This window comes from Sporanaerobacter acetigenes DSM 13106, assembly GCF_900130025.1.
GTDB lineage: Bacteria > Bacillota > Clostridia > Tissierellales > Sporanaerobacteraceae > Sporanaerobacter > Sporanaerobacter acetigenes.
Genome location: NZ_FQXR01000011.1, coordinates 76,209 through 88,864, shown reverse-complemented (window position 1 = coordinate 88,864; position 12,656 = coordinate 76,209). Strand labels below are relative to the sequence as shown.

The following is a 12,656-nucleotide window of genomic DNA, read 5'->3' as shown; positions in this document are numbered from 1 at the left end:
GCATTTTTTACTTACAAAGACTTATTTTATAAATGTTGAGAACAAAATATTTTTTAATTTCAACTAACATTTATGGCTAAAATATTTATCCAAAAATATTCTATGGCTATTTGGTATGTTATCAGGCAAATCTTCATATCCAAAAAATCTTAATTCTTTAGTTTCTAAATTGTCGCTCTTCAATTCTCCACTAAAATTTTTAGTAATATATCCAATAGTTATAAAATACGCTTTATCTAAGTTGGGTAATTGTATATAGCATTTTCTTCCTGATGTTGTTCCCAATAAACTCAAGTCCTTGATATCCAAGCCAGTCTCTTCTTTCGTTTCCCTTATTGCTGTATCTTCAAGTGCTTCACCTAATTCTGTAATTCTACCAATCAATCCCCATTTAAAAGGATATGCTCCCTTCTTTGAAGTAAAACTTGATTGCTTTCATTTATTATTAATATATTTACTCCAGTTAGGTTTATCACATCATGCCCTATTTTTTAAGGGTCAAAAAACGGTGTTTTTTAGCCGATTTTGACCCAAATTCCGCCCTCAAACCACTATATCTTGTGGTCTAGTTCCATTACTCCTTATCAGAACCACAATACGTCATCAGAATTATACTCTCAACGTGTGTTGTCGCTACTATAGGAATACAATTTGTTGACCTCGTCATTAGTATGGGAACACAATTTAGAAGACTCTTCTCCATCCTTTTTATGTTTCTCACTTTCATTTTTCCTTGGTGCTTTAAATTTACTTCCATCTAAATTATCCTTAAATCCTGTCTTATAAACAAATGTTAATTTATATGGATCAACATTATTATTTTCATCTATTTCGCCAACAATGACTTTCTCTACTATGCTTTCAAAAACAAATCTATCAAATTCTTTCAACACTTCATTTTTTTCTAACATATCTTTAAATTCTTTCATTCTTTTTTTGATGTTATTTTCATTTTTTAAATTGAATTCCAAGTTTTCTTTTTCCTTGCTTTTTTCTAAATATTTATTTTGTAATGAAAGATATTTATCCTTATATATCTTTTCATCTATTTTATTCTCCAATCTTAAATCTACTAAGGAATTTTGTTTTGCTAAAAGAGAAGAAATCTCATTATCTAGTTTTTTTATATCTTTTTCAATTGAACCATCATTTAAAACCTTTTCTATACGAAGTAAAAACTCCTCTACTACATCTTGATTATTAGAACATAATTGCCTATAACTTTCTACAAATGCTTTTTCAATAGCTTCTTCCTCTACACCTTTACTCTCAGGACAATATTTTTTTCCTTTTTTTGTTCCTACAACACATTGCCAAATAATTTTATTATACTCTGTTTTACTATGCCATGTTCTCCTGGATAGATTAGCACCACAAAATCCACATTCTAATAAGCTACTAAATGCATATTTCCCGCTATATTTTTCCCTTTTCCCATTTTTGGAGGGAACTGTATTTCTATTTATAGCCCTTTTAAGCCTTATTTCTTGTGCCTTATCAAAATCTTCAGCACTTATAATTGCTTCATGATGTTCCTTTATATAAAATTTATCTTCTTCACCAAAATTATCCAACCTTCTTTTACTAATAGGATCTACAGTAAATGTTTTTCCCATTAATATGTCCCCTTTGTATTTTTCATTCTTTATAATACCCAATACTGTAGTAGCAGACCATTTACTTTTTCCTCTTGGCGTTTTATAACCTAAGTTTTCTAATTCTCTACATATTACACTTCCACCTGCACCTTCAAGATATCTTTTAAAAATATATCTAATTATTTCAGCTTCTTCTTTATTTACTGAAATACTTTTGTCCATAGGATCATAATCATATCCAAGACATCCTTGAAATCCAACTAATTCTCCCCTCTGCATTTTCATCTTTAAACCTTTTTTTACATTAGCGGAAATATTCTCAACTTCCTGTTGTGCAACAGAACTAAGTATAACTAACAATAATTCTCCATCCATAGTCAAAGTATTAATGTTTTCTTCCTCAAAGAAAACAGCAACATTCATTTTTTTTAATTTTCTTACATATTTTAATGTATCTAAGGTATTCCGAGCAAATCTGGATATAGATTTAGTAATTATCATATCTATATCTCCATTCATACAATCATTAATTAGCCTTTGGAAATTAATCCTTTTATCTACTTGTGTGCCTGTTATTGATTCATCTGCATAAATACCAGCCATTGTCCAATCACTATTACCATTTATTAAATCTGTATAATATCTTACCTGGGAACGATAACTCTGTAGTTGATCTTCACTATCCGTACTAACTCTACAATAAGCAGCTACCCTTTTTAGGTTTATTTCCCTTCCCTGATTCCTATCACTTAAAAGATTTCCTCCTTTTATAACTTCTACCTTCTTCATAAAAGCACCTCCGTTTTGTGTTCCTTTATACAATTCTATTATACCATATAGGAATACAATTTAGGAAGTTAGATCTGAAGAAATTTTATAATCTTTCATTAAAACATCTTTTATTTTAAAGTATTCATTCTTATTAATAAGCTTTCTGGTTAATAATTGTTTTAGCATAGCAAGTTGTATACTATATCTTAATATATCACTATCCATGCCTTTCATCCTTTCTATATATTTTATATATAAAATCAGTTTTTTGACATTACAGATGGTGGTTAGAGAACCACTCCATAGGAATCTCACCTCTCCTCATTCTTATGACGAGCCGTACCCATTGCCTGCGACGCTTCTAACGCTCGGACTATGGCTATACGAAAGTATCTTTAACCTGTCAGTGTATCTTCGCCTATGGCTCTTCCAGCACCATATTATAGGCATAAGAAATTGTTCATCCTATTGCCTTCCTTAATTGTTTTGTAAAAGGTTTTAGATGTTCTTATTCCTTATACCTAAGCTCATACTGAACAGAATGTATCTGCTTGGTCTATTTAATTATCAATGTGCCTATTTTCTTGGGGAATAAAAATACACCCTTACTTATAAGCCGAAAAGTAAGGGGGTGTGGTAACCTAATCTTCTAAATCTTTTAGTATTTCTTTAAGTTTTTCTAATACTTTGTTTCTTCTTTTTTGAATTGCAACATGACTAACCTTCTCATTTCTAGCTATTTCTCTGATGGATTGTTCTTTGAAAAATATCTTTTCAATTAAATCTCTTTCATCTGTATTTAATCCATCTAATGCCTTATGCAATTCTTTTATAATCATCCCTGTTTCAACTATTTTTTCTACATCAACTGTTTTGTCTTCCACATAATCTATAAAATTATTATCCTCAGTGTCATAATCACTAAAATATAGAAGACCTTTGCTTCTATCTCTTTCTTCCAAATATCTTTCTCGTCGATTATAGGAATAAAATTCTTCATAAACTTCTTTTGATACTGATATTAATTTTCCATTTAAGGGCAAGTAATAATTTTCCCTTGTTTTCTTAGTAGCCATACTATACCTCCTTATGAATTTGAAATCCTCGATTTAATTCATAAAAAGGCAGGTGGTCCTCTTGGCTTTTTCACCATATTCCCTCCATTTGGGCATAAAAAAAGCCACACGACTTTTCCTTGTCGTCTGGCATATGCACCTATAATTTTGGGCAATAAATAAAAAATCCCCGCTTATAAGCAGGGATAGTTCACCCATTATGGATAGTATATATGGTTAAAAGTACCATTACAGTGCTAACTAAGTATCATTTAAGTTCCATATTAGTTCCAATTTCATCTCATTTCATCTTATACTCATATAATCTTTGTCCTTTTCCTCAGCTACTTTAAGATTATTTATATCTACATTCTCATCATAAATAAGGGTTCTTACTTCTGGTAAAGCATATCCAAATAACATTACACCATAAGATTGAATTGCCCTTGGTAAATGCCTATAATATGATGATCTAGACATATTTACCTTACTCATAATAATATCATGGCTATAGATTTCTTTAACAAAAAATCTTAACTCTAAGATAGTTCCATATAATTTACCATTGTCAGGATAATTCTTTAATCTTTCTAAGGCCTTGTCCATAATCTGCAATAAAAACAAACTTTCATTTATGCTAATAAGTTGGTCCTCAAACTTTTCATAATTCATTGTAGCATCCATTTCTAGTATAGAAATTACTAATTCTTCTAGATGCTTTCTTCTTGACTCATATGTTTCTAATTCTAAATTTTGTATTCTTTCCTCTACCCTAAAATTTACTTTCCTATAAAGATTTAATAATATTTTTACATTATGCTCCAATTCTTTATCCCTTTCATAGGGTATATCTATTTTATTTTGTAAATCGCTGATATTCATCACATGGTTCCTCCTTGGCAAATAGTTGAGTTGCCATAAGTACCCTGCCAAAATAATCAGATTCTATCTCTTCTGCATATTTGATTTTATATTCATATGGTTTACTCTTAGTTCTGGTAATAATCAAATCACCTTCTTTGAAAGAGGTTCCTACTTCTGTAAATAGGAAACAACCGTCCGCTATACCCTGTGGTAAATTTCCATCAGCAATAAGGCAGACTAATTTATTGAATTCAAAACCATTGAAACCAATGATATCATCTGAAAAGACAGGCCTATGACATGAAATATTAATATTCAATCAAGAGCTCCCCTTCCATATTTATATCCTCTAGTATTTATTCTTCTAAAAGTCTTCTTCAATAAAAGATTTTGCTATCATAATAATTCGTCCAAAATATAAAGGTTCTTTTTCTTCTGCTTTCTTTATCTTATAATCTTTCTTTGAGCTATTCTCTTTATAAACTACGATAAAATCATTAATTTTATAATCATCATCAGGTCTTACAAATATAAAACTACCATTTGGTATTTCGTGCGGAAGTATTCCTTTACTATCATTTGCAACAAAACTAACCATAGGTTTATCTTTAAAACCTTTTAGTCCTATAACATCCTTAACCTGACATGGCTCAAATTTTAAGTTATTAATATCTATTTTAATCCCCTCCCATTTTCAGATTATTACCCCAGATTTTCTACACCAATATGGCATACCTTCCCATAACTATTTTTCTTGACATATGGTGCAGTTCATTATATAATAGGTGTAATTCAATTGCCCTTAATTGGATTATAGTGTATTCTAATTACACTTGTCAAGATGTTTTTTAAAAAATTGGTGCATGTGTACTGCACCTTAGGAGGAGGACACCATGAGTTTCGGTGAAAAACTAAGAGAAATCAGAACTCAAGAAAACTTAACCCAACAAGAAATGGCTGATCGTATTGGGGTTTCTTTACGAACATTAAAATCCTACGAACTAGGGGAAACATTGCCAAGATACCGAAAAATATATCATAAAATTGCAGAAGAATTTAATGTAGATGTGAATTATTTACTGACAGAAGGAGATGACTTTATCCTGTCTGCTGGTGAAAAATATGGTTCCCGTGGTATGAAAGGAGCCCAAGAACTTATTGATAATGCACGTGCTTTATTTGCAGGTGGAGAACTATCTGAAGATGATAAAAAAGTAGTTTTTGATGCACTACAAGAAGCCTTTTTTGAAGCAAAATTAGAAAATAAGAAATATACCCCAAAGAGATATAAAAAGGATGAAAAGTAAGGCTCTGTCCTGGAGGTGTTATATGAATTCTAATAATTCATCAATTTATGAACAAGTAAGGAAAATAATTCGTAAATTTGATACTAATGACCCTTTTAAAATTGCAAAAGAATCAAATATTAAAATTAAATATCTTGACAATGCCACTGACTTATTAGGAATGTACACTATTATTCAAAGAAATAGATTTATATTTCTAAATTCCAATATGGAAGAATATATGATGAAAACGGTCCTTGCCCATGAATTGGGACACGATGCACTACATAGGCATTTAACTAAAAATAGTCCTTTTCATGAATATGAACTGTTCAATATTACTTCCCAACCTGAATATGAATCTAATATCTTTGCAGCTCATCTTTTATTGGATGATGATGAAGTAATGGAATTAGCAAATAAAAAATACACTGATGTGGAAATAGCAGGTATTTTAAATGTAAATATAAATCTATTGATCTTTAAGATGAACGAAATGAACAGGTATGGAGCAAATTATAATTTAAGACATGCTCCACAGGGTAATTTCTTTAAGAAAATTAACCCTTAGTAAATCCATTAAAGGAGGGCAATATGACTGCACAAATAAATGATAAATTGAGACTTGGTAAAAATGATTTGGACATAGTAGCTATAGAGGATCCCGAAAGCTTTTTTGATTTTGGAAGATTTGGTTTGAACCCTATATCCAATTGCAGTGCTTGTTGGCGAGGTTATATAGCCATATTTGCTATAGATGAAAATAATAATCTATTCCTAAGGGATCTTTACACAAATAATGGTGGTGAAGTTCCCCCAATGATACATGGAGTAAAACCTTGAGTAAAACCTTTTGAAATAGATAATTGGAAAGAAAATATATATGCCATAGCTAGCAATCTAGCTTATGAAAATATAAATCTACCTATCCCCTATACAGGAGCCTTTCTTATAGGCGATAATTTCATTGATAAGCTCTACGTTCACATGGGATTTCAGCATCCTTTCAAATATGAATACTTAGAAGAATTTATATTTGAAAACGGTGTATGTATTGAAACGAGAGACTTATCAAAAGAGGCAATGGAACAAAGAGAAAAACAGAAATCCACTGAAAAGGCTTCAAAAAGCCTTCCCCAATGGATTGATGATCAGTTTGATTTGAGTTATAGGAAGAAGTGGTAGGACTAGCTTGGGCTAGTCCTTGTTTGTAGCAGTATTTTGTTGCTCACTATTTTCTAATAAGTGATAAATAGGATAAGACATAAATAAATCTTTAAGTTCTGAATTCATATCTTTTATTAATTCTTTTGCATCTTCCTTTTTCTTTAACAATATTGAAATACCTGCCTGTATTTCTATGTTATCTTTATTTAATTTACCAATATCTATTATCTTATCAATATCATATTTATCTAATGTACCCAATCTATATTTTACTTGAGCTAAATTCAAGAAAATATAATCCTCTTTACTTTCGTTATAGAGCCATTCTGATAAATTTTCTATTAAATACCTTAGCTCCATTTGTTGGGGACTATATTCGTCATATGCTTTGATAGCTTCTAATAAAAATGTATTTACATATACAATATTTTTATTCCCAGAATGGTTTCTCTTTATATCTTCTATAATTTTTCGTGAATTAATATTATCAGCTAATAGACCTTTTTTATCCAAAATTAAAAATTGACTCATCTGAACGTCTTCATCTGTTTCCCGTAAATAATATTTTACTTTCCAAGCATTTTCAAAATAACTCTTAATTTTATAATAACCTTCTTCTATATTTTCTTCTGCAAATAACAATATAGATATGTTAGCAATTTCAAGTCCTAAAACACCTGCTTTAGCTAAATTTATCTTGTATCTTTTCATAGATGGTTTTTCATCCATTAAGAATGATATTTTAAAATCATCCTCTTCTGTTATAGCCTCAAGGTTAAAATCAGTTTTTACTCCATAATATTCTAGACGCTGTTTTAGTAATTCTAAATCTGATATTCTAGCAAAAAGGTGTTCATTATTATCAAATTTAAAATTACTATAAGGAACACTATGTCCATCTATAATTAATTCTTCAGTATTAATTAGTGCTTTAATAAAGTATAAATCATTTAACTGTTCATTGAGAGTACCTTTGAATTTTACATTAATATTAAAAAGACCTATATTACTACTAGTAGTATCTTTCAGATTTAATGTTACCGACTTTCCACACACAATTCTTGATTGTCCTTTTTCCCATTGTATATATGCATCTTCATAGTAAGTCTTTTCTCCTACAGATATTTTAAATTTATGTTGTATATTAATTATTGCATTACTAACTCTCTCAAATGGAATTGGATTTCCTATTCCCTTAGGTTTTGCATATAAATAAAAGTCCCGAGTTGTTAACTCTCTAAATGGAATAGATCCTTTAGGTTCAATTGTACTATAACTAAATTTAAATTCTTTAATTTCATTTTGAATTTTCTCAATATCATCTGTATATAAGATTCCAGGAATTAATGTTCCTTGCTGTCTCTTCCTATTTTGTATAAAGTCTAAAAATACATCAGCTAACTCCCTATCTTTAGTAGGTAAGGATTTAAATTCAATTTCAAAAGTTTTTTGATTATCATATCTTTTTATTAAACGCTCTAAATCTAGTGGTAATAAAGAATTATAAAATATCTTTTCGGTATCTTCATCTATATAGACAACAAAATAAATAACTCCTCCATCTGTCAAATATTTTTTCATATCTTCCTTTTTTACCCTAAACTTTATAACCTGTAAGTTTGAATCACTTATATTCTCAACTTTATGACCCTTTACTTGAACAGGAACTCTACCAATTAAATTTTCTTTCTTCTTGTTCAAATCCTTAGTACCATAAACAATTACATCTCCATCCCATACTGGAATTTTATCGTTATTATTTATAGCAGGTTTAAGATATGAATTCCTAGATATAAGCTTTTCAATAGATGAAGTAGCTATTATTTCGATATCCATAAAACACACCTCCATAGAATCTTTATATTTTATAGTTTATTCCAAAGCTTAGGATAATTTTTCTTCACAAAGTCTTCCTTCAATAAATTAATTTCCACAACTTCCTTCAAAGAAACCTCATCCCACGCCTCTTCCCTCAAGTTAAAAAACCTTAAATACAACTCATCATACCTAATAAAAATCTGATATGGTTCTACCTTAATTATATTTAACTCTTCATCATCCATTTTAAAGCCTAGCTCCACTATATTGCAGTTTATAATGGCATTTTTAAGTTTCTGAAAAAAACTATTTATCTTTGGATCTGCAAATTCTCCATCTATCCAATTAACTGTATTATCCTTAAAAAGTCCTTCTATTGTTGTCATAATTTCATCTAATTGTTCTTCTGGAATTCTACCATAACTTTTTAAAACATTAATAATAGTATGTTGTTCCTTAAGGGTAAGGGTCTTATTATTTCTAGCTACGCCTTCACCAATTTTAAATCCACCATTACGTCCTATTTCACTTATAATTGGTATACCACTCTCTTTTATATATTCTACATCCCTATATATAGTCTTGGTTGTACAATTAAATCTTTCAGCTAAATCTTTAGCTTTAACTTCTCCTTCATTCAGTAATATAGTTATAATTTCTAACATTCGATTTGTTTTCATAGACCCGATTTCCTCCCTTAAATTATATTATAATTTATAGACAATTTTTTGTCCATGAATTATAATATTTAAGCAATTGTCCTAATTAATTAGACATTAATTTGTCTTGTTTTATTGACTTCTATTCTAGCATTTAGTAAAATTAAATTAAGAAAATTGAAAGGGGTTGTCTGGGATGAAATTGATTGGAAATATGTTTTTAATACCAATTAAGCTCCTTATGCTTATAACCTTAATTATACTACTTGGTTTGAACATAATCGTATCTATCCTCGGGGGATTAGGAAATATATTTTTAAATATTATTATGGGTATCTTTGGAATCTTATTTATCTATCAGCTAGTAACAACTTCTAACACCATTTATGATTATTTAGGAATAATACTTCTATTTCTATTTTTCGGATTTGTAAAAGTTATACTAGCTTTCTTCCCAACAACCCTAGGAATAATAAGTGGGCAAATTGGTAGGGGGCTTGCATTCTGGTTCTAAAGGTGCTTCATTGTAGTTTAGAATTAAATAGACTTATATATTAGACTGCTTTTGGTTTTCATCCATTAGCAGTTTTTTACACATAAGATAATGAGAAAAATGGTGGTTTTTAAATTATAAGAACTACTTAAAAGATTATTAGCAAGCACAGGAAGTGAGTACCCACTTCCAATTTATTCTCTCCTTTCCTATCCGGAAATTTGATGATAACTTTTTGGGGGAATATCCCCAATCCCCATTAAAATCTCTGTAGAAGGGAGTGCATATTTTGGCAAATAGAGGAAGAAAAAAATTAATCGAAGATAAAATGAAAGAATCAGGTATAAATAATATGGGAGCATATTTGAGAAAAATGGGTATAGATGGTCATATATTTATATTAGACAATATGCCTCTTAAAGAAATGAATTCTATGATGACCCGATTTGGAAGTAATATGAATCAAATAGCAAAACGAGTTAATTCCACAAGTAATATCTATAGTGAAGATATAGAAGAAATTAAGGAGATGATGAAGGAATTATGGCAATTACAAAAATCCATCCTATCAAAACTACCTTAGATTTAAGCATAGAATATATTTGTAATCCTGAAAAAACTGACGAAGAAATTCTAATTTCCACTCATGCCTGTGGACATCAAACAGCTGCATTAGAATTTGAAATGACTAGACAATCATGGAATAGTTCTACTAAGAATTTAGCTAGGCATTTAATTCAATCTTTTAATCCAGAGGATAAACTAACACCTGAGATAGCTCATGAAATTGGAAAAAGGTTAATAGATGAGGCCCTCAAGGGAAAATATGAATATATACTTACAACACATATAGATAAAGGCCATATTCATAACCATATATTATTTAATAATGTCAGCTTTACTGATGGCTATGCCTATAATTCTAATAAGAAAACCTACCATCAAATTCGCAATATTAGTGATAAACTCTGCACGGAATATGGACTATCCATTATTGAAAATCAAGGGAAAGAAAAAGGTAAGTCATATAAAGAATATCATGAACGAAAAAGGGGAAAAAGTTGGAAAGCACGACTCCAATACTCTATTGATAATGCTATTAAAAGAGCTAATGATTGGGAAGATTTTCTCAGATTAATGAAAGAAATGGGATGCGAAATTAAGGAAGGTAAATATATCTCCTTCAGAGCAAAGGAGCAGGAAAGATTCACTAGAGCTAAGACTATTGGTGAAAATTATACAGAGGAAAATATTAAGAAAAGAATCAAAAACCGAGTATCTAGAAAAGAAAAATATCCTATAAAGTCTAAATCTCATGGCACTAGCCCAAGAAATCATTCTAATTTAGGTAGGATAATTGATTTAAAAAATAACCCAAAGGCCCAAGAATTTAAGGGATATGAAATATGGGCAAAACAACATAATTTGAAAAGCATGGCTAAAACATTAAACTTGATGGCAATTCATCAAATTAATTCCAGAGATGAACTCTATGGTGCTATAGGTAAGGTAAATCTAGAACTAACAAATATGGCTACTGATATTAAAAATATTGAAAATAATATTGCTAGTATTAGTTTGAAAATCAAGAATATAGAAACCCATAATAGATTAAAACCTATATATGATGCCTGGCAAATGACGAAGGATAAAGAATCCTTTTATAAAGGACATGCTGATGAAATAATCCTTTTTGAAGCTTCTAAAAAAGCATTAGGAGATTCAATTTCTGAGGATCTATTGGTTTCTGTTCCAGTTTTGAAAAAGAATCTAAAAGAACAAATACAATTAAAAGAAAAGGCCTATCAGAATTATCAAAAACAAAAAGAAAAAGTCTCCCAGCTTAATTTTTTAAAATCCAATTTGGAGACTTATATGCAATGGCAGGAACCTGAAATTAACCAGAAGAGGGAGCATTAACTTGCTCTCTCTTCTGGTTAAAAAATTGAAATAGGATTAATAAATATATTAAAGGGTTGATACTAATTTTTTAATAAGATAAAGTTTACAAAAGAGGACATAAAAAGAAAGGTTTAATAAAAATTATTGCTGTATTCTTATAGTTAAGGAGTGAGAAAATGGACTGGTTAAAGAATCTAAGTGATGCGATAGATTATATAGAAGAGAATCTTGATGGCGAAATATCTTATGATGAATGTGCTAATATTGCCTGTTGTTCCACCTTTTATTTTCAACGTATGTTTTCATATATTGCTGGTATTAGCTTATCTGAATATATAAGACGTCGTAGAATGACACAGGCTGGGTTTGAATTGCAAAGAACAAATGAAAAGATTATAGATATAGCTTTGAAATATGGATATAGTTCTCCAACTTCTTTCACCAGAGCTTTTAAAGGAGTTCACAATATAACTCCAAGTTCTGCTAAAAAGAAAGGAGCTGTATTAAATGCATATCCAAGAATTAAGTTTTCTATAAATATTATGGGAGATGAACCTATGCCCTACTATATAGAGGAAAAGAAAGAAATTCGTCTTGTAGGTATTCGTACTCCACTAATAGAAGATATAGACTCTAATCAGAGAAAAGTTCCTTTATTTTGGGAAGAAACTTTAAAAAGTAATATCTTTGAAAAGATTTGTTCTTTAAATAATAAAAAACCAAAGGGCATATTTGGAGTTAGTGTATATAAAAATCCAAAAGATATACATTACTACATTGGGGTTCCAACTGATAAACCTACTCCTACAGGAATGTATGAATGCTTTATTCCAAAGTCTAATTGGGTTGTATTTGAAAATGAGGGTAATTTTAAAAAAGATATTCAAAAGGTGTTTAGAAGATTTTATACTGAATGGCTTCCCTTTTCTGGATATGAATATGGTTGGCTTCCTGATGTTGAAGTATACACTATATTAAAAGATTCGTCTACAACTGGTCACTCTGAAGTGTGGATATCAATAAATAAAAAGGAGAGTTGATTT

At 29.8% G+C, this 12,656-nt stretch carries 16 protein-coding genes and 1 pseudogene; 8 read left to right on the top strand and 9 right to left on the bottom strand.

The genetic code is table 11. The features are described 5' to 3' along the window. Positions 1–63: 63 nt before the first annotated feature. The 7 genes and pseudogenes from BUA21_RS10825 to BUA21_RS10795 form a co-directional block, all read right to left on the bottom strand. A pseudogene (locus BUA21_RS10825) lies at positions 64–396 on the bottom strand (NUDIX domain-containing protein); the annotation flags it as partial. 221 nt (positions 397–617) lie between these two features. Then, on the bottom strand, positions 618–2,387 hold the full coding sequence (locus BUA21_RS10820; protein ID WP_072744847.1) for a recombinase family protein: 1,770 nt from the start codon (positions 2,385–2,387) through the stop codon (positions 618–620). Positions 2,388–2,447: 60 nt separating this feature from the next. Continuing rightward, a complete protein-coding gene (locus BUA21_RS15285; protein ID WP_072744846.1) occupies positions 2,448–2,594 on the bottom strand; it encodes an SHOCT domain-containing protein in 147 nt (48 codons plus the stop codon). A gap of 416 nt (positions 2,595–3,010) precedes the next feature. Then, the gene (locus BUA21_RS10810) at positions 3,011–3,445 is read right to left on the bottom strand and encodes an RNA polymerase sigma factor (protein WP_072744845.1); all 435 of its coding nucleotides are present in this window, start codon (positions 3,443–3,445) and stop codon (positions 3,011–3,013) included. Positions 3,446–3,730: 285 nt separating this feature from the next. After that, positions 3,731–4,306: a hypothetical protein gene (locus BUA21_RS10805; RefSeq protein WP_072744844.1), complete on the bottom strand. Its 576-nt coding sequence runs from the start codon at positions 4,304–4,306 to the stop codon at positions 3,731–3,733. Then, complete coding sequence (locus tag BUA21_RS10800; protein WP_072744843.1) at positions 4,281–4,607, bottom strand: hypothetical protein; 327 nt, start codon at positions 4,605–4,607, stop codon at positions 4,281–4,283. The genes BUA21_RS10805 and BUA21_RS10800 overlap by 26 nt, the downstream gene beginning before the upstream one ends. A 45-nt stretch (positions 4,608–4,652) precedes the next feature. Beyond that, positions 4,653–4,886, bottom strand: a complete 234-nt coding sequence (locus BUA21_RS10795) for a hypothetical protein (RefSeq protein ID WP_072744842.1) — start codon at positions 4,884–4,886, stop codon at positions 4,653–4,655. Between the two features lie 295 nt (positions 4,887–5,181). Between BUA21_RS10795 and BUA21_RS10790 the strand changes: the two genes are divergently transcribed. The 4 genes from BUA21_RS10790 (at position 5,182) to BUA21_RS10775 (ending at position 6,759) form a co-directional block, all read left to right on the top strand. After that, the gene (locus BUA21_RS10790) at positions 5,182–5,595 is read left to right on the top strand and encodes a helix-turn-helix domain-containing protein (RefSeq protein ID WP_072744841.1); all 414 of its coding nucleotides are present in this window, start codon (positions 5,182–5,184) and stop codon (positions 5,593–5,595) included. Positions 5,596–5,617: 22 nt separating this feature from the next. Continuing rightward, complete coding sequence (locus BUA21_RS10785) at positions 5,618–6,145, top strand: ImmA/IrrE family metallo-endopeptidase (protein WP_072744840.1); 528 nt, start codon at positions 5,618–5,620, stop codon at positions 6,143–6,145. A 23-nt stretch (positions 6,146–6,168) separates the two neighbouring features. Further along, complete coding sequence (locus BUA21_RS10780; RefSeq protein WP_072744839.1) at positions 6,169–6,417, top strand: hypothetical protein; 249 nt, start codon at positions 6,169–6,171, stop codon at positions 6,415–6,417. A 144-nt stretch (positions 6,418–6,561) separates the two neighbouring features. Next, complete coding sequence (locus tag BUA21_RS10775; RefSeq protein WP_072744838.1) at positions 6,562–6,759, top strand: hypothetical protein; 198 nt, start codon at positions 6,562–6,564, stop codon at positions 6,757–6,759. A 12-nt stretch (positions 6,760–6,771) separates the two neighbouring features. Here the strand turns inward: BUA21_RS10775 and BUA21_RS10770 are convergent, their stop codons facing one another. Together BUA21_RS10770 and BUA21_RS10765 are read right to left on the bottom strand one after the other, a co-directional pair. Next, entirely contained in the window at positions 6,772–8,577 is a 1,806-nt protein-coding gene (locus BUA21_RS10770) for a hypothetical protein (protein ID WP_072744837.1), read from the bottom strand. Positions 8,578–8,606: 29 nt separating this feature from the next. After that, the gene (locus BUA21_RS10765) at positions 8,607–9,239 is read right to left on the bottom strand and encodes a helix-turn-helix transcriptional regulator (protein WP_072744836.1); all 633 of its coding nucleotides are present in this window, start codon (positions 9,237–9,239) and stop codon (positions 8,607–8,609) included. Positions 9,240–9,414: 175 nt separating this feature from the next. On the opposite strand from BUA21_RS10765, the gene BUA21_RS10760 reads away from it, so the two are divergent. From BUA21_RS10760 to BUA21_RS10745, 4 genes are all read left to right on the top strand, one after another. Then, positions 9,415–9,732 carry a hypothetical protein gene (locus BUA21_RS10760; RefSeq protein WP_072744835.1) on the top strand — a complete coding sequence of 106 codons (318 nt, stop codon included), beginning with the start codon at positions 9,415–9,417 and terminating at the stop codon, positions 9,730–9,732. 268 nt (positions 9,733–10,000) lie between these two features. Then, positions 10,001–10,294, top strand: a complete 294-nt coding sequence (locus tag BUA21_RS10755; RefSeq protein WP_459550725.1) for a plasmid mobilization protein — start codon at positions 10,001–10,003, stop codon at positions 10,292–10,294. Next, positions 10,255–11,631, top strand: coding sequence for a relaxase/mobilization nuclease domain-containing protein (locus tag BUA21_RS10750; protein WP_072744833.1), 1,377 nt, complete (start codon positions 10,255–10,257; stop codon positions 11,629–11,631). The genes BUA21_RS10755 and BUA21_RS10750 overlap by 40 nt, the downstream gene beginning before the upstream one ends. A 158-nt stretch (positions 11,632–11,789) precedes the next feature. Then, positions 11,790–12,653, top strand: coding sequence for an AraC family transcriptional regulator (locus BUA21_RS10745; RefSeq protein ID WP_072744832.1), 864 nt, complete (start codon positions 11,790–11,792; stop codon positions 12,651–12,653). Positions 12,654–12,656: the final 3 nt, after the last annotated feature.

Bases quoted from the DNA above. Each gene is read 5' to 3' on its own strand.
- BUA21_RS10805 (WP_072744844.1), bottom strand. From the start codon at position 4,306: ATGAATATCAGCGATTTACAAAATAAAATAGATATACCCTATGAAAGG.
- BUA21_RS10750 (WP_072744833.1), top strand. From the start codon at position 10,255: ATGGCAATTACAAAAATCCATCCTATCAAAACTACCTTAGATTTAAGC.
- BUA21_RS10820 (WP_072744847.1), bottom strand. From the start codon at position 2,387: ATGAAGAAGGTAGAAGTTATAAAAGGAGGAAATCTTTTAAGTGATAGG.
- BUA21_RS10745 (WP_072744832.1), top strand. From the start codon at position 11,790: ATGGACTGGTTAAAGAATCTAAGTGATGCGATAGATTATATAGAAGAG.
- BUA21_RS10760 (WP_072744835.1), top strand. From the start codon at position 9,415: ATGAAATTGATTGGAAATATGTTTTTAATACCAATTAAGCTCCTTATG.
- BUA21_RS10790 (WP_072744841.1), top strand. From the start codon at position 5,182: ATGAGTTTCGGTGAAAAACTAAGAGAAATCAGAACTCAAGAAAACTTA.
- BUA21_RS10765 (WP_072744836.1), bottom strand. From the start codon at position 9,239: ATGAAAACAAATCGAATGTTAGAAATTATAACTATATTACTGAATGAA.
- BUA21_RS15285 (WP_072744846.1), bottom strand. From the start codon at position 2,594: ATGGATAGTGATATATTAAGATATAGTATACAACTTGCTATGCTAAAA.
- BUA21_RS10785 (WP_072744840.1), top strand. From the start codon at position 5,618: ATGAATTCTAATAATTCATCAATTTATGAACAAGTAAGGAAAATAATT.
- BUA21_RS10775 (WP_072744838.1), top strand. From the start codon at position 6,562: ATGGGATTTCAGCATCCTTTCAAATATGAATACTTAGAAGAATTTATA.
- BUA21_RS10780 (WP_072744839.1), top strand. From the start codon at position 6,169: ATGACTGCACAAATAAATGATAAATTGAGACTTGGTAAAAATGATTTG.
- BUA21_RS10795 (WP_072744842.1), bottom strand. From the start codon at position 4,886: ATGGTTAGTTTTGTTGCAAATGATAGTAAAGGAATACTTCCGCACGAA.
- BUA21_RS10810 (WP_072744845.1), bottom strand. From the start codon at position 3,445: ATGGCTACTAAGAAAACAAGGGAAAATTATTACTTGCCCTTAAATGGA.
- BUA21_RS10770 (WP_072744837.1), bottom strand. From the start codon at position 8,577: ATGGATATCGAAATAATAGCTACTTCATCTATTGAAAAGCTTATATCT.